At 62.7% G+C, this 16369-nt stretch carries 13 protein-coding genes and 2 pseudogenes; 2 read left to right on the top strand and 13 right to left on the bottom strand.

The window, feature by feature from the left end; translation table 11 throughout:
- Window positions 1-208: 208 nt before the first annotated feature.
- Window positions 209-943: an NAD(P)-binding domain-containing protein gene (locus B2P87_RS12450; protein ID WP_141891487.1), complete on the bottom strand. Its 735-nt coding sequence runs from the start codon at window positions 941-943 to the stop codon at window positions 209-211.
- A gap of 1 nt (window position 944) precedes the next feature.
- Window positions 945-2990 (bottom strand): NADH:flavin oxidoreductase, encoded by a 2046-nt coding sequence (locus B2P87_RS12455; protein ID WP_141891488.1) that lies wholly within the window; start codon window positions 2988-2990, stop codon window positions 945-947.
- Between the two features lie 130 nt (window positions 2991-3120).
- Between B2P87_RS12455 and B2P87_RS12460 the strand changes: the two genes are divergently transcribed.
- Window positions 3121-3735 carry a TetR/AcrR family transcriptional regulator gene (locus B2P87_RS12460; protein ID WP_141891489.1) on the top strand — a complete coding sequence of 205 codons (615 nt, stop codon included), beginning with the start codon at window positions 3121-3123 and terminating at the stop codon, window positions 3733-3735.
- A gap of 291 nt (window positions 3736-4026) precedes the next feature.
- On the opposite strand, the gene fdhF is transcribed toward B2P87_RS12460, so the two are convergent.
- From fdhF to B2P87_RS12510, 10 genes and pseudogenes are all read right to left on the bottom strand, one after another.
- Window positions 4027-6801 carry a formate dehydrogenase subunit alpha gene (gene fdhF / locus B2P87_RS12465; RefSeq protein WP_141891490.1) on the bottom strand — a complete coding sequence of 925 codons (2775 nt, stop codon included), beginning with the start codon at window positions 6799-6801 and terminating at the stop codon, window positions 4027-4029.
- A gap of 3 nt (window positions 6802-6804) precedes the next feature.
- Window positions 6805-8493 carry an NAD(P)H-dependent oxidoreductase subunit E gene (locus B2P87_RS12470; RefSeq protein ID WP_141891491.1) on the bottom strand — a complete coding sequence of 563 codons (1689 nt, stop codon included), beginning with the start codon at window positions 8491-8493 and terminating at the stop codon, window positions 6805-6807.
- Between the two features lie 95 nt (window positions 8494-8588).
- Window positions 8589-9497 carry a LysR family transcriptional regulator gene (locus tag B2P87_RS12475; protein WP_141891492.1) on the bottom strand — a complete coding sequence of 303 codons (909 nt, stop codon included), beginning with the start codon at window positions 9495-9497 and terminating at the stop codon, window positions 8589-8591.
- A 52-nt stretch (window positions 9498-9549) separates the two neighbouring features.
- A complete protein-coding gene (locus tag B2P87_RS12480; RefSeq protein ID WP_244940742.1) occupies window positions 9550-10110 on the bottom strand; it encodes a winged helix DNA-binding protein in 561 nt (186 codons plus the stop codon).
- A 249-nt stretch (window positions 10111-10359) separates the two neighbouring features.
- The gene (locus tag B2P87_RS12485) at window positions 10360-12021 is read right to left on the bottom strand and encodes an FAD/NAD(P)-binding protein (RefSeq protein ID WP_141891493.1); all 1662 of its coding nucleotides are present in this window, start codon (window positions 12019-12021) and stop codon (window positions 10360-10362) included.
- 182 nt (window positions 12022-12203) lie between these two features.
- A complete protein-coding gene (locus tag B2P87_RS12490; protein ID WP_058287689.1) occupies window positions 12204-12953 on the bottom strand; it encodes an amino acid ABC transporter ATP-binding protein in 750 nt (249 codons plus the stop codon).
- Window positions 12950-13624, bottom strand: a complete 675-nt coding sequence (locus B2P87_RS12495) for an amino acid ABC transporter permease (RefSeq protein WP_141891494.1) — start codon at window positions 13622-13624, stop codon at window positions 12950-12952. The genes B2P87_RS12490 and B2P87_RS12495 overlap by 4 nt, the downstream gene beginning before the upstream one ends.
- An 8-nt stretch (window positions 13625-13632) precedes the next feature.
- On the bottom strand, window positions 13633-14388 hold the full coding sequence (locus tag B2P87_RS12500) for an amino acid ABC transporter substrate-binding protein (protein ID WP_141891495.1): 756 nt from the start codon (window positions 14386-14388) through the stop codon (window positions 13633-13635).
- A 301-nt stretch (window positions 14389-14689) separates the two neighbouring features.
- Window positions 14690-14800: pseudogene (locus B2P87_RS12505) on the bottom strand (IS110 family transposase); the annotation flags it as partial.
- A gap of 76 nt (window positions 14801-14876) precedes the next feature.
- Window positions 14877-15005: pseudogene (locus tag B2P87_RS12510) on the bottom strand (integrase core domain-containing protein); the annotation flags it as partial.
- A 54-nt stretch (window positions 15006-15059) separates the two neighbouring features.
- Here B2P87_RS12510 and B2P87_RS12515 point away from each other — a divergent pair.
- On the top strand, window positions 15060-15233 hold the full coding sequence (locus tag B2P87_RS12515; protein WP_167510268.1) for a hypothetical protein: 174 nt from the start codon (window positions 15060-15062) through the stop codon (window positions 15231-15233).
- A 251-nt stretch (window positions 15234-15484) separates the two neighbouring features.
- On the opposite strand, the gene B2P87_RS12520 is transcribed toward B2P87_RS12515, so the two are convergent.
- Window positions 15485-16090, bottom strand: a complete 606-nt coding sequence (locus tag B2P87_RS12520; RefSeq protein WP_286852637.1) for an MOSC domain-containing protein — start codon at window positions 16088-16090, stop codon at window positions 15485-15487.
- Window positions 16091-16369: the final 279 nt, after the last annotated feature.

A 16369-nucleotide genomic window follows, 5' to 3' on the forward strand; every position in this document is an offset into this window, starting at 1 on the left:
CAAACCACCCCGAACACCCCGGAAAAGCCCCCCGCGCCACTTACCCACAGACTCGGCGCCCCTTATCCACAGACTCACCACCCCGGAATCGCACCAAACACCCCCAAACCCCCTCCGCCCGCCCGGAATCGCCCGGGCCAAACCGGCCAAAGGACAAACAGCGCACAGCCGAAAACAAAAAGGGCAGCCAAAACGCCGCCTGATCACGTCACGGCTTGCCGCCCTCAAGCATGTCCAACCCCGCAACGAGATCCCGCCCCATGCCCGCATCCTCCATATGGAGGCGCAGGCGCTGATTGTAGCCGCCAGGCGTATTCAACGCCTCAATCAGGTCTGTACAGGCAGTCTGTTGCAGGCTGCTTGTGATCAGCATGCGCAAAAAGGCTTCACCTTGCTGCCGGTCTTCGACCCGGCCTCCCAGCCAGCCGGCGGCGTCATTCACCATGCGCGCAACCGGCGACAACACAGCCTGGGCACACAGGTAGGCATTCAGCTCCGCCTCGTCCCTCAAGGCAAATACCGTGTTCGAAGGGCCAAAGATGCGCGCAACCAGGCCAGTGTCTCCCAGCGCCATGATAGGAGAGCCGCCCTGTGCAATCCCCGGAAAGGGCATCATCACAGCCGCTGCGCGCGCCGGTGCCGCCAGTTCTGCGACCCGGGCCAAACCAGCACCGGCCATGAAGGAGATCACCTGCTGATCTTCGCGGAATACCAGCCCGGACAGGATGCCTTCAGCCGCCTCTGCCATCAGGCCCAGGAACACGACGTCGCTGGCATCGGCCACCGCCTGGTTGGCGGCAGCGGTGACGTCGCCGAATTCCGCAGCCAATGCTGCTGACCGGGCCCGGCTGCGCTCTGACACCGTGATCCGGTGCCCCTTGCCGGCAAGCCCCCGCACCACTGCAGAAGCGATAGCGCCGCACCCCAGAAACCCCAGGCGCATGTCAGATGTCCTTCACAAGCCGCAGCGCGTCATAGATCGCCGCATGGGTATTGCGCGCAGAAACTGCATCACCGATCCGGAACAGCTGGAACCGGCCCGCCGGGTTGGACGTGACTGCCTGCGGGCGGCCCGCAATCAGGGCATCGTGGTCGACCTCGCCGCGGTTGGATGCCCGCTCCTTCAGCGCAAAGTACAGGCTGTCCAGCGGCAGCGTGCCATAATTGACCACCACCTGATCATACTCCGCACAATAAGTGTGGCCGCTGTAGTCGGTGCCGATGGCGGCGGTCAGCCGGTTGCCGCTGCGGCTGATGCCCAGCAGGCGGCGGGCAACAGTGAACCTCACGTCCTTGTCCTGCAGCGCCCGCATATAGGGCACGAGGTTCATGCCCATGATGTCCGGCGCAAAGGTCCGGTCAGGTGTCATGACCTCCACCCGGGCTCCTGCCCCAGCCGCGGTTTCTGCCGCCATCAGCCCCGGATGATCGCCGCTTTCATCATAGACCAGAACATGCCCGGCAGGTTTTACATCGCCCGAAATGATGTCCCAGCTGGACACCGCATGCGGCAGGTCCGACCGGGTTTCATGCAGCATCATGTTTGGCATCCCGCCAGTCGCCACGATCACGACATCCGGGTCCAGGGCCATCACATCCTCCGCCTCAGCCCAGGTATTGAAGCGGAACGCCACATCCCGGGCCGCGCATTGCGCCATGCGCCAATCGATAATGCCGATCATTTCAGCCCGGCGCGGGTTCTGTCCCGTCAGGCGGACCTGACCGCCCGGCTCAGCGGCTGCCTCAAAGACGGTCACATCATGGCCCCGCTCTGCGGCGACGCGCGCCGCCTCCAGCCCGCCTGGGCCGGCCCCGATAATCACCACCTTCTTATGTGTCGCTGCCGCGGGGATTTCGTGGGGCATTGTGAGTTCGCGCCCGGTGGCGGCGTTGTGGATGCAAAGGGCCTCCCCTGCCTGGTAGATCCTGTCCAGACAGTAGGTGGCGCCGACGCAGGGGCGGATGTCGTCTTCGCGCCCCTCGATGATTTTCCTGACAACATGCGGATCCGCCATATGGGCGCGGGTCATGCCGACCATGTCCAGCAATCCGCTGGCCACCGCATGGCGGGCGGTCGCCACATCCGGGATGCGGGCAGCGTGGAATGTCGGCATACCGGTGGCCTTCTTCACCTCACCTGCAAAATCCAGATGCGGTGCCGATTTCATGCCCTGCACCGGAATCACGTCAGTCATCGCGGGATCGGTGTGGATGCGGCCGCGGATCACATTGAGGAAATCCACCATGCCGCTGTCCGTCAGACGCCTGGAGATTTCGATCCCCTCTTCAGGAGTGATCCCGCCCGCCTGCGCCTCATCCGCAGTGTACCGCAAGCCGACGATGAAATCCTCCCCAACCCTGTCCCGGACCGCGCGCAGCACGTCGAGCGGCATGCGCATCCGGCTGTCCAGAGACTGGCCGCCATAAGGCCCGTCGAGATCATTGGTCAGCGGCGACCAGAACTGATCCAGCAGGTGACCATAGACCTGCAGCTCGATACCATCCATGCCCCCCTCTTTCATCCGCTCCGCCGTGTCGGCGAAGTCGGAGATGATGCGGGCAATGTCCCAATCTTCCGCCAGCTTGGGAAAGGACCGATGCGCCGGCTCCCGGTGCCGGGAGGAGCTGACGGACGGCAGCCAGTCCCCCTTGTTCCAGCCGGTGCGCCGGCCCAGGTGGGTCAGCTGGATCATCACCGCTGCGCCATGTTCATGCACCTGATCCGTCAGGTTGCGGATCCAGGGGACCACTTCGTCCTTGTACGCCAGAATGTTGTTGAACACTGGCGGACTGTCACGGCTGACCGCAGCGGATCCTGCGGTCATGGTCAGCGCCACCCCCGCCTTGGCGCGCTCGGCATGGTAGGCTGCATAGCGCGCCTTGGGCATCCCGTCTTCGGGATAGGCCGGCTCATGGCTGGTGGTCATGATCCGGTTGCGCAGCGTCAGATGCTTGAGCTGGTACGGCTGCAGCAGCGGGTCCTTGGACATTGCCTGCCTCTCCTGGAACGGTAACGTGGCTGGGTGCCATCCGACACCAGCCTGACACATGTGTCAATTAAACATTCACACCTGTCTGGAAAAGTTGCCCCCGCCCGGTGCGGCTGCTAAGGCTTGGGGCATGACCACACAGGACATCTCCCGCCCGCGACTAAGCGAAGAAGACTGGCTGTCCGCCGCCTATGACGTGCTGACCGAAAGCGGTGTGGAGGCGGTGAAGGTGATGCCGCTGGCCAAGCGGCTGGGGGTGTCGCGCACCAGCTTCTACTGGCACTTCAAAGACCGCGAGGCCCTGCTGGAAGCGATGATCCGCCGCTGGGAGGAGAAGAACACCGGCAATCTGGTTGCCCGGACCGAAGCCTATGCCGAGAGCATTGCCGAGGCGCTTTTCAACCTGTTCGACTGCTGGCTTGACCCAAAGCTGTTTGATGCCCGCCTGGATCTGGCGATCCGCAACTGGGGGCGCAATGACAGCCGCCTGCAGGAACGGTTGGACATGGCCGATGCCCGGCGCGAGAAAGCCATGACAGAAATGTTCGTGCGCTTTGGGTATCCGGAGGCAGATGCACTGATCCGGGCCCGGGCCATGATCTACACTCAGATCGGCTATATATCGATGCAGGTGCACGAGAGCACGGAATACCGGATTTCACTGATGCCCGGCTGGATAGAAGTCTTCACCGGCACCCGTCCCGCCCAGCGGGATCTCGACCGGTTCCTGGCCCGGCACCGTTGACCCCTGCCTGACTTTAGGCACCCAGCACCGCCCCTGACAGAAACACTCCCGCCAGCCGGCAGGCGTCGTAGATGCCCGCTCGCCGGTTGGGCCGTGCGCCGCGCGTGCAAGGCGCGGCGCGGGCCGTTTCGGGCAAAGCCCGAAGCGGAACAGTGTTACGGCATTCGCGGTCAGGCACCCCGTTCTGAAGTGCGATGCCGCGCCGGGCGCCAGCCCGGCGCCACCAGAGAAAAACGGGCGCGGAACCCTTGGTTCCGCGCCCGCCCTGTTTCCTCAAACGGTTGTGCCAGTTTACTCGGCCGCGATCTGCCCTTCGATCTTCTCGACCCGCACCGCCGAGAACTTGAACTCGGGGATCTTGCCATAGGGGTCCAGCGCGGGGTTGGTCAGGATGTTGGCCGCCGCCTCGACATAGGCAAAGGGCACAAACACCATGTCCTCGGCAATCGCCCGGTCGGCCCGCGCCATGATCTCGATCGAGCCGCGGCGGGTCGACAGGCGGATCATCTCGCCCGGCTCGATGCCCATCAGCTTGAGCGTGCGCGGGTTGAGCGAGCAGTTCGCTTCCGGCTCCACCGCGTCCAGAACTTTGGAGCGCCGGGTCATCGACCCGGTGTGCCAATGCTCCAGCTGGCGGCCGGTGGTCATGATCATCGGGAATTCCTCATCCGGCGCCTCATCCGGCGGAATGACCGATGCCGGGGTAAAGCGGGCGCGGCCATCAGGGCGCGGGAAGCCGTCACCGAACACAATCGCCTGACCGGGGTCGGTCTCATGCAGCGACGGATAGGTGATGGTTTCGGTTTCCAGACGTTCCCAAGTGATGTTGTCCAAGGACTTCATGTTCAGCTTCATTTCGGCAAAGACTTCGCTGACATCCTTGTAGTCCCAGGGCAGGCCGATGCGCTGCGCCAGTTCGACAGTGACCTGCCAGTCCTCCCGCGCCTCACCCGGCGGCGGAACCGCAGGCCGCACGCGCTGCACCTGGCGGTTGGTGTTCGACACGGTGCCGTTCTTCTCATAGAGCGCCGAGGCCGGCAGGATAATGTCGGCATAGTTCGCCGTCTCGGTCAGGAAGATGTCCTGAACGATCATCAGCTCCAGCTTGGCAAAGGCGTCGCGCGCGTGGTCGGCATCCGGGTCGGACATCGCCGGGTTTTCGCCCTGGATGTACATGCCCTTGATGTTGCCGGCATAAGCCTCGTCCACGATCTCGGTCACAGTCAGGCCCTTCTCGTTCGAGAAATCGCCGCCGCCCCAGACATCGGTGAAGCTCTTGCGCACGTCGTCCGAGGTCACGGTCTGATAATCGGGCAGGAACATTGGAATGAGGCCCGCATCAGACGCGCCCTGCACATTGTTCTGGCCGCGCAGCGGATGCAGGCCCGCGCCCGGTTTACCCACATTGCCGGTCATCAGTGCGAGGCTGATCAGGCAGCGCGAGTTATCCGTCCCGTGGATGTGCTGGGATATCCCCATGCCCCAGAAGATCAGCCCCGCATTCCCACCGGCAAAGATCCGTGCAACGCGGCGCAGCTGATCGGGGCTGATGCCGCAGATTTCCGACATCTTCTCGGGCGTGAACTGCTTCAGATGCTCTTTTTCAGCCTCCCAGTTCTCGGTCCAGCGGTGGATGTATTGGCTGTCGTAGAGCTCTTCCTCGACGATCACGTTCATGATCGCGTTCAGCATCGACACATCCGCGCCAGGGCGGAACTGTACCATCTCGGTTGCAAACCGGCGCAGGCCGACGCCCCGCGGGTCCATCACGATCAGCTTGCCGCCGCGCTTGGTGAACTGCTTGAAATAGGTCGCCGCCACCGGGTGGTTCTCGATCGGGTTAGAGCCGATCACGATTGCTACATCGGCGTTTTCGATCTCGTTGAAGGTCGCGGTCACCGCACCGGAGCCAACGTTTTCGATCAACGCCGCAACGGACGACGCGTGGCACAGGCGGGTGCAGTGGTCGACGTTGTTGTGCTTGAAACCCTGGCGGATGAACTTCTGGAAGAGATAGGCCTCTTCGTTGGTGCATTTCGCCGAGCCGAAGCCCGCAACCGATTTCGGGCTCTCATCGCGCAGGCGCATCAGGCCCTTGGCGGCCAGATCCATCGCCTCTTCCCAGGATGCTTCGCGGAAATGGGTCGAGAGATTGCCCGGATCGACGTTCAGGCCTTTTGCAGGCGCGTCGTCGCGGCGGATCAGCGGCTTGGTCAGGCGGTGCGGGTGGTGGATGTAGTCAAAGCCAAACCGGCCCTTGACGCACAGGCGGCCTTCGTTCGCCGGGCCGTTGATACCGTCGACGTATTTGACCTTGCCGTCCTTGACCTTGAGGCTGACCTTGCAGCCGACACCGCAGAACGGGCAAACGCTTTCGGTTTCGGAATCGTAATCCTTGCTGTCGCCAACCTGGTTTTCATCCATGACGGTGGCGGGCATCAGCGCGCCGGTCGGGCAGGCCTGAACACATTCGCCGCAGGCCACACAGGTGGATTGGCCCATGGGGTCAGCAATATCAAAAGTCGGGAAGGCATTGTGGCCGCGCCCGGCCATGCCGATCACGTCGTTCACCTGCACTTCACGGCAGGCCCGCACGCACAGGCCGCAGGAGATGCAGGCGTCCAGATTCACCTTCATGGCGACATGGCTGTCGTCCAGCAGCGGGATGCGGCCCTCTTCCAGCTTGGGGAAGCGGCTCTCAGTAACGCCGTTCAGCTCTGCCATATCCCACATGTGGGAGGATTTGTCGTGCGCCTCTTCCCGCTTGGGCTGGTCGGCGACCAGCAGTTCCATCACCATCTTGCGAGCGTTTTCGGCGCGCGCGTTGTTGGTGGTTACAACCATGCCCTCGGCGGGTTCGCGAATGCAGGAGGCGGCCAGCGTGCGCTCGCCTTCGATCTCCACCATGCAGGCGCGGCAGTTGCCGTCCGGGCGGTAGCCCGGCTGCGGCTTGTGGCACAGATGCGGGATCTTCAGCCCGCGGCCGTTGGCGACTTCCCAGATGGTCAGGCCCTTTTCCGCCGTGACCTGTTCGCCATCGAGTGTGAATGTGACGTTATCGCTCATGGCTCAGACCTCATCCGGAAAATGTTTCATGGTCAGGCGGATCGGGTTCGGCGCAGCCTGGCCCAGACCGCAGATCGAAGCGTCGACCATCGCGGTGCTCAGCTCTTCCAGCAGGCCCTGATCCCACTTCTTCTCGCTCATCAGCTTGACGGCTTTCTCGCATCCCACCCGGCAAGGGGTGCACTGACCGCAGCTTTCATCCTCGAAAAAGCGAAGCATGTTCAGCGCCGCATCGCGGGCCGAGTCCTGATCGGACAGCACCACCACAGCAGCGGAGCCGATGAAGGTGCCATGCGGCTGCAGCGTGTCGAAGTCGAGCGGGATATCATTCATCGATGCAGGCAGCAGGCCCGAGGAGGGGCCGCCCGGCTGGTAAGCCTTGAAGGCGTGGCCATCCAGCATACCGCCGCAGGCCTCAATAATGTCGGTGATTGTGGAGCCGGCGGGCAGCAGATGCACGCCCGGGTTCTTCACGCGGCCCGAGACCGAGTAGCTGCGCAAGCCCTTGCGGCCGTTCTTCTCAACCGAATTCAGGCACTCAGGCCCTTCGCGGCAGATCTTGGCGACCCAGTAGAGGGTTTCCACGTTGTGGACGAGGGTCGGACGCCCGAAGACACCCACCTGTGCCACAAACGGCGGACGGTGGCGCGGCTCGCCGCGCTTGCCCTCGATCGACTCGATCATCGCGCTTTCTTCACCGCAGATATAGGCCCCTGCCCCGCGGCGCAGGTCGATGTAACCTGCCTCGACAATGCCGGCCTCTTCCAGCGCCTTGATCTCACGGCGCAGGATTTCCAGCACCGCCGGATATTCATCGCGCATGTAGATAAAGGCTTTCTCGGCCTCGACCGCCCAGGCGGCAATCAGCATGCCTTCGAGGAAGACATGCGGAGTGCGCTCTAGGTAGTAGCGGTCTTTGAAAGTGCCGGGCTCGCCCTCGTCGCCATTCACGGCCAAGTAACGCGGACCTTCGTTGGCGCGCACAAAACCCCATTTGGTGCCGGACGGGAAGCCAGCGCCGCCCAGACCGCGCAGACCGGCTTCTTTGACCTTCGCCTGAACCGCTTCCCAGTCGCCATTCGCGCGCAGGCCTTTCAGCGTGGCATAGCCGCCATCCGCCTCATAAGCGGCGAAGGTTTCATACTCCGGGATATGGGCGTGGGTGTCATCGGCAGCAATCGCTGCCTCGACCTTTTCCACGGTGGCGTGGTCGATGTGGTTGTGGCCGATTTCCAGAACCGGCGCAGTGTCGCAGCGGCCCATGCAGGGTGCGCGCAGCACGCGGACCTGAGAGGCATCCAGCCCATCTTCCAGCGCCTTCTGCAGCTGCTGTGCCCCCGCCAACTCACAGGACAGCGAGTCACACACCCGGATGGTCAGTGCCGGCGGCGGGGCCTCACCCTCCTTCACCACATCGAAATGGGCATAGAAGCTGGCCACCTCGTAGATCTCTGCCTGACCGGTGCGCATCTCCTCAGCCAGCGCCCGGATGTGCGCGGCGCTCAGATGGCCGTATTTGTCCTGGATCAGGTGCAGGAACTCGATCATTAGGTCACGGTTGCGCGGGCGGTCCCCCAGCAGGTCCTGAACCTCGCTCAGCGCGATGTCGTCGACCTGGCGGCCTTTGGGCGTCTTGCGCCCCTTGCCGCGGCCGGACTTCCATACGCCCTTGCTATCATCCAATGGTGCCATGGGGTCCTCCAGTCAGCACGTATTTCATTCCGAAATGCCATCAAGAATGAATATCGTCAAATCTAGAAAACCGATTGCACAATAAGTATAAATTATCACGCCATTTGCGGCATCCCATCGTCCACAAACGTCGCAACAACCTCTTTCAGCGCCCGGACCGTGGTCAATTCCGGGGTCCGGTCCAGCGTTGCAATGCAGATCGGCCGCGATTGTTCCGGCGCGGTCAGCCCAAGAACCCGGGTTCCCCCCAGCTCTCCCAGGGCCTGCATCAGCGCCCGCGGCAGAATCGTTGCCGCCGACCCTTCGCGCGCCAGCACCATCGACGCCATAAAACCGTTGGACTCGGACACGATTTCCGGCCTCAGGTCCAGATCGGCAAAGATGCGGTCCAGAATGCGGCGGTTCTGCATCTGCTGGTCCAGTAAGCTCAGCGGCAAATCAGCGGCCTCGGCCCAGCTTATCGTGTCGCCGCGGCCCGCCACCATCTCTTCGGGCGCCAGCAGCACATAGCTTTCGTCATACAGCGGCTGCACTGTCACCAGGTCCTGACCCAGGCTCTCGGCGTAGGTAATACCTGCGTCAATTGTACCATCATAAAGGCGCTGCTGGATAGCCAACGAGGTGGTCACCTCCACCCGGGCCAGAATCCGCGGATAGGCCTGATGCACCTGATCCACCAGCTGCGCCGCCCAGGCGGTGGCAGTGGGCACCACCCCAAGCACCAGCGTGCCGGTCACTTCGCCGCGCGACGCGGCGATCTCCTGTTCCAGCGCCTTTGCATCATCCAGAATCGAACGCCCCCGGCGCACGATCATCAAGCCCTCTTCGGTCAGCCCCTGAAAACGGTTGGCACGGCGCACGATGGACAGGCCCAGCCGCTCCTCCAGATTGCGGATCCGCATGGAGAAGGCCGGCTGCGACATGCCGCAGTCGGCGGCGGCCTTGGCAAAATGCTGATGCCGCGCCAATGCGGTGAGCAGCTGAAGGTCTTTGAGTTCGATCATGGCAGCACCTTACGCCGCCGCCGCAAGCCGCTGCAATGGGTTCGCCGCCCTGTCAGTCCTTGCTCGGCGCTTCTGTCTGCTGCGCTGCTGCGCCGTACAGTTCAACCAGTTCTTCCAGCACATCGGCAGCTCCCCGCAACCGCCCGGCCAATTCAGAATGCCCCTCAATAGCCTGCGTCAGCAGGCGTTCACGAAGAGTGTTCAGCTTACCGGCCAGATGGCAGCCTTCGTCAGTCAGGCTGTAGGTCACCCCCGAACGGCCAGCCCCCTGTTTGCGGGTCAGTCCTGCCGACGCCAGCTTGCGCAAGGAATACTGGATATTCGGGATATCCACACGGTTGGTTGCACGCGCCAGCTCCTTGATGGATTTTGGCCGCCTGCCACTGCCGATCAGCAGCAGCAGGGTAATCTCGGCACCAGCCAAAGACACGCCGCTGACCTGCTCCAGGCACCCGGCCTGCCATCGGGTCAGGCCCTCGCCGGCCCGCTGCACCGCCATCTCCAGCCGATGCAGCCCGTCAGCGGCTGGCTCCGCGGTCAGGTATGATAACGGGTATGGGTCGACGTTGTTATTCAAGGAACAGCTCCAAAAAAATGCGGCCCAAACGGGCATGAAAACTGCAGATCAGAATACAGGAGACACCAGCGCGCCTTGCCCGGCACGGGAATACGCGCCAGGGCCACAGCACACAGAGGCACTGCCCCCTTATTGAAAATCCATCTCAAATTGCCCGGAACTTATCCAACCAATTCCTCCGGACTTCAATACCCGGCAGCGCAATCCGTTGCCCTGACGGCAGCGCGGCGCCCGCTGGCAGACCTGCTAAAACACCGCGGCCGCCGTCTGCATCTGGACCGGAGATCAGGACGGGGATGCCCCCTGGGCCGGAAGCGCCGAAAGCACGCTCTGCGCCCATCGGTCAGGGATGCTGCCGAAACAGTCATGAATCGAATCCGTGGCGATAGCGCTGCCGTTCGCCAGACGGCCCACCAGCGCGAGCCCGGCCACCCGCACCCCGTCTGCCGCGATCAGCGCAGCATCGGGGGCACAGCGCGCGCCCAAACCGTCACCCAAGGGTTTCAGCGACAGGTCCTGCCGCAGCCCGGCCACCAGCGGTTCCGTGACGGGGGCCAGCGCAGGCTGGGGCAGCACAGCGTCAATCATGACACTGGCGGTGACCGTATGCCCGCCGCTGTGCAGCTTCCAGCCCCGCGGGGTAAGCGTGATATCGGGATCGTCCGCGGCACGCGGATCCACCAGCCCGGTTTCGATCAAGATCCGCAACTGACGGGCGGTTTCCACCGGCGCACCATAGGAGTAACGCTTGAGCCCGTCGTCGAAACTCACAAATTCCTGCGCCGTGGCGGCAGACACAGAAGCGCTGTCAAACACGTGGCGCAGCAGCGGCTGCCATTTCCGCCAAAGCTGGCCGATCGTATAACCGACGGCGGGCGGCTCCCGCCCCTCGGCCTGGGAGATTCCCGCGCGCAGGGCGTCCAGCGTTCCCCGCTGCTCCTGGCTGCCGGGGCGTTCGCTTTCCAGCTCCAGCCACTCGCGCACCTCGTCAGGCTGAACCGCGCCTCCACCTGCGCGGATGACGCGCAGTGCCGCGCTTTCAAGCACGCCGCGCACCGGCTCCAGTCCGGACCCGGGCTGCTCAGACAAGCCGGCACGCAAGGCCTCTTCGAAGGCCGCGCTTTCCTCTTGCGAGGGATCAAACCGCGCATCCAGCTTTGCATTCAGAGGTTTCGGGGCGGGTGCGTGCCCATCCAGCGAGAACGGCACGATCCTGGCCGGTTCCCGTCCCGACGCGATGTAACTGCTGCCTGCGAACCTGCCCCCCAGTCCCAACGTCAGCATGCGGACCACATCAAGCGCCGACAGCGCCATGCCGCGTATGCCGACCACCCGGCCCGCCCAGTCCTCGGCCGCATCTATCAGCCCTTTTCCCGGATAGGCAGGCCTCAAGGGCAAAGAATGGCGGTCCGCGTGATCCTGCCAGCGGCAGAGCTGATCATCGCTGGCAGTTTCAGGCTGGCCAAGCGACAGCAGCACATGGCCGTACGGGCCATGAGCCACGCCTTGCGCATACAGGTGCCAGCCCTCCCCGCCGCGCCGGGCCTCAGTCACCCGCACTGCGCGCCGGGTCACGGTTATGTGGCCTGGCAACTGCGCAAGAAGCGTCTCGAACCGGGCGTTCAGATAGGCGCCAAGCCTGGCCCGCGGCAGATACGCCTCGCCATCGCCGCCGGTTAGGCCCATCCAATCGGCAAAACTGCCTTCCCCCTCGCGCGCGAATGGCGGCGGCGGCAGATCTATACTGCGCACCGGCAGGTTCAGCAGGCAGGTTTCACTTTCGCCGGGACTGAAGCTTGGACCCGACGCAGGCCAGCTTGACGGCTCGAAGACATCCACCGCCAAGGCTGCGCCTGCCCCGGAGGCACGGCACACCAGCGCCTCCAGCGCTGCCAGGCCGCGCGGCCCGAATCCAACGATCGCAACCCGGCGCCGGTCCCGCCCCATTCATGCACTCCCTCACCCAGCATGGTTTCGCCACCTTGGTCTGCGGCGGCTCCGCAGTGCAAGACATTATCGCGCCTGGGGTCAGGGCGCGTTTTTCCTGCAAAGGCATTTTGGTCAGGGCCTGCGGGGATGCAGCCGGGTAATATTTGAAGGCCGTTCAGGCACCGATGCCCCTTCGGCCTTTATCCGGCCCCTTGCTCGCGGCCGACCCGTTTCAGGAACCGCCTCAGCCGATCGTCCCGGGGCGCATCAAAGATCTGACTTGGCGGACCGGCTTCAACGATCTTGCCGCCGTCCATGAAAACGACACGGTCCGCGATTTCGCGCGCGAACTGCATTTCGTGGGTGACGATGATCATAGTCTGGCTTTTCTCGGCGACCCGCCGCATCAAGTCCAGCACCTCACCCACCCATTCCGGGTCCAGCGCCGAGGTCGGCTCGTCAAACAGCAGGACTTCGGCACCTAAGGCCATCGCGCGGCCAATGCCCACGCGCTGCTGCTGGCCGCCGGACAAAGCCGCCGGATAGCTGTCCGCCTTCTCGGCCAGCCCGGTTTCGCGCAGCACCGACAGCGCGCGCTCCTCAGCCTCGGCGCGGGGGCGCTTCTGCACGGTGACAAGCGCCTCCATGATGTTCTCTTTTGCCGTCTTGTTGGCAAAAAGCGCGTAGTTCTGGAACACAAACCCGGTGCGGCGGCGCAAGGCCAGGATATCGGACTTGGACGCCCGCGCGGCATCAACGGTCAGATCGCCGACGGTTATTTGCCCCGCATCCGGCACGTCGAGAAAATTCAGGCTCCGCAGCAGCGTCGACTTCCCGGTTCCGGACGGGCCGATCACAACAACCTTTTCGCCGTCTTCGATATCAAGGTCGATGCCGCGCAGCACCGGCGCGCCGCGAAACGACTTGGTCAGTCCCCGGATTGAAATCATCGCGCAAAAGCCTTGTTCAGACGGGTTTCCAGCCGGCCCTGCACCTGGCTCAGCACCTCAACCATGATCCAGTAGATGACGGCAACCACCAGAAACGCCTCGAAATAGAGGAAGCTGCCAGCCGCCTCCTTTTGGGCTGCGCCCATCATTTCGGTAACGCCAAGCGTGAAGGCGAGCGAGGTGCCCTTGATCATATCAATGAAGTAGTTCACCAGCGTCGGCGCCGCGATCCGCGCGGCCTGCGGAAGAATAATGCGGCGCATCATCTGCGCCTGTGTCATGCCGATAGATTGCGCCGCCTCCCACTGGCTGCGGTCGACCCCCGCAATAGCGGCCCGGATGCTCTCGGCCATGTAAGCGGCGAAATGAAGCGTAAGCCCCATGATCGCGGCCGTGACGCCGTTGATATTGGCAAGCGCCGGCAGCAGCTGCGGCAGGCCGAAATAGAACAGAAACAGCTGCACCAGCAGCGGGGTGCCGCGGAAGAAGCTGATGAACAGAACAACCAGATTGTCCAGCACCGGCACCCTGATGACCCGTTCGACCGCCAGCAGCGAGGCAAGGGCCAGCGCAAGCACCATGGATGCGCCGGCCATTGCCAGGGTGATCGGAACGTAGGAAAGGATGACGGGCACAAGCCCAAGCATGTAATCGAAGTCGAGCGCCCGCATCGTCTGTTCTATTGCGCAACTGTAATGTCAGAACCGAACCACTTCATGGAGATTTCGGTCAACGTGCCATCCGCCCGCAGCGTGTCCAGGGCTGCGTCGATCCGGTCACGCAGCGCGCGCCCCTCTTCGGTATCTGCAAACGGCAGCGCATTGCGGATCTCGGAGAACGGCGCCCCGGCCAGTTCCAGAGGCAGCGGGCTTTCCTTGATCAGCTGGACCGACGACACGCGGTCCATCACAAAGGCATCGACCCGTCCAAGCGCGGTGTCCTGAGCAATATTGCTCTCGTAAGTGCGGATGTCGATGTCTTCCGCATAAGGCAGCTCGTTCAGCAGCTGCTCGAAGTTTGAGCCGAGGTTGACCGCAACCGACCGGCCGCGAAGGTCTTCGACCGACCCGACTTCATCATTGCCCTTGCGCACGACGACTTGCGCCCCGTCGATCACATAGGGCTGACTGAAGGCAAATTTTGCCTCGCGCTCCGGCGTGATCGTGATCTGGTTTGCAATGGTATCGATCCGTCCGGATTCCAGCGCCCCGACCAGCCCGGAAAAGGTCATGGTCTCATATGCGATGTCCAAACCGGCCACTTCGCCCACTGCGTCCATCACATCGACTTCGAAACCTTGCAGCTTGTCCTGTTTGACAAAGGTAAACGGGAAGTAGCCCCCCGACATCCCAACCCGCAGCTGTTCAGTCTCGGCGATGGCGGCGGTGCCCAGCACGGCGGCGGTAAGCGCGCCGAAAGTAAGGGATTTTAGCATAGGTCTGTTCCTGTCTGAGTGATCCGCCATAAAGTGAGGGTCCAGCACGATGTTTCAACCGTTTGGTCAAATGAAAAACAGCCCTTTGGCCTCGCGCCGTTAAGGGAAACATGCATTTTGGTCCAGACGCAAGGCGCGCAACGCATGTCTTTTCAAGCCCGAGGTCCGCAGAATTTTCTCCCTTCCATAATCGCGACTTTCTGAGCAGCCGGAAGCAGCCGCTTTTCAGGGGCCCTCGGGATCAGGACAAATCAAACGCGCCTTGGCCAGTAGGGTGACCTAAGCAAGCATTGATCGCCTACCCACGTTGTCGAATTAGCAGATCTCGGACAGAAAAGACGCCGCCGACGCCCTGCGTTTCCTCGCTGCTCAGCAGTACGAAGTGTATAGTCGGCCTTCTGGTGGCAGCGCAGTACCACGCCATCACTGCCATAGGCTTAGCGGGCATGAAATTTAAGTAGCCCCACTTGAGTGGTCCAAATTGAAAGTTAGTGCATGGTTGGCCTTTGGTCCATCAGGACGATGGCCTCTGGCGCAGGCGGGCGGTAGCCCAGAGCACTGTGGGGCCGTTTGGTGTTGTAGTGTGTTCTCCAGCTTTCGATAATGATCTGGGCCTCGCGTACCGGGAGCGAGTGTCCCGGCCGATCAGGAACCTTGGCTCAGCCGAAGGCATGGAGGTAGCTAAAGAGGCGCTGCGGGCGCTGGTGGAGCGGATCGTGCTGACGCCTGCGGCGGAGGTCACTGGCCTGGACCTGACCCTGGAGGGCGACCTGGCGGGTCTCCTGTGTCTGGCGGCAGGTGCGGAAGGCCCAAACACGAAGAAGGCCCCGGACAGAGCATTATAAGACTTTGATTTATCTTATAAAATTGTTTTGATTGCGGGTGCAGGCAACCGCCGTATCCTACCTGCCCTCACCGCAATGATATCAACGTATGATAGAGCACAGCTAACGGCAACTTTGCGCATATCGCGGGGGTTGAAAAGTGTGGGCAGATTCTCCGGACTACCTGCAATGTCTTGGTGGCAGATTGCAACCTTCGTGCAGCTTCATCTGCTGCTGTTGGTTTCTCGCTTATAGCGTGTAGCTTGGCACAGCTACGTCTCAAAAGAGCACTGTCGGGCGTGCGGGTACACTCGAAGCGGCGGCAGATGCAAAGCGACTTGATCCCCGGTTGCGATCCCGCCCTCCCTTTCGACCCAGGTTACAAGACCCCGGCGGTTAGTGGCTGCTTTTACGAAACGTTTGCCCTTGCCTGGATAATGCTTGTCGATCTCGTCTCCGGGATACCGGCAGGGGCGGTTTTCATTGTCCACGACCAGCGCCGCGCCCGAACTGAAAAGGAGCCGCGATGATGGTGGCAGCAGGGTCAAATCGGGTATGCCTGCCACCACGATGTTGGCGCCGATCCAGCCTGCATCGAACCGGGGCAGATCCATATGGCGGCGGATATGGTCCAGGTCCTCAGCCGAGAGAATGGTAATCTGCCGTGTATTTCGGATCGGAGTCCCGGCCGGATATTGACGGCGGAACCGCACATCAGCCTCGGCGACGAGTCCGGCGTGCCGGTCCTCTGCCATACCCTCAAAGGTGATAGTGCTCCTGTCGATCCTCCGCGTGGCAAGGCTTTCGTCGCCGGCATCGCTGTTGGCGTAAAGCGCGGTCACGGATCCGCTGATTTTCGTTGGGTTGAGAATGGTCATCTGCCTTGCCTCTTTGGCCTTGTCGTTCCGTGATTTCAGCACGCTGCCACGGCTCGGCACATCCAGGCCGCGGCACATAGGATTTTCCCGGTTTCGGCGTCAGCACGGCTGCCCTGCCGGGTACCGCACTACATGACACGTGGAAAATAATGGGATGCTATCCCAGGCCGCCCCGCAAGGCAGCTAACCCAAATGGGGTAGCGGTGACCAAAGGAGCGCACCGCCCAGACAGACCAACAGCAGGGTGATGCCGGATGCGGCGCAAAAAAGAGTGCGCCA

Origin of the sequence: Leisingera sp. UBA4491 (genome assembly GCF_002388965.1) — a bacterium.
Classification (GTDB): domain Bacteria; phylum Pseudomonadota; class Alphaproteobacteria; order Rhodobacterales; family Rhodobacteraceae; genus Leisingera; species Leisingera aquaemixtae.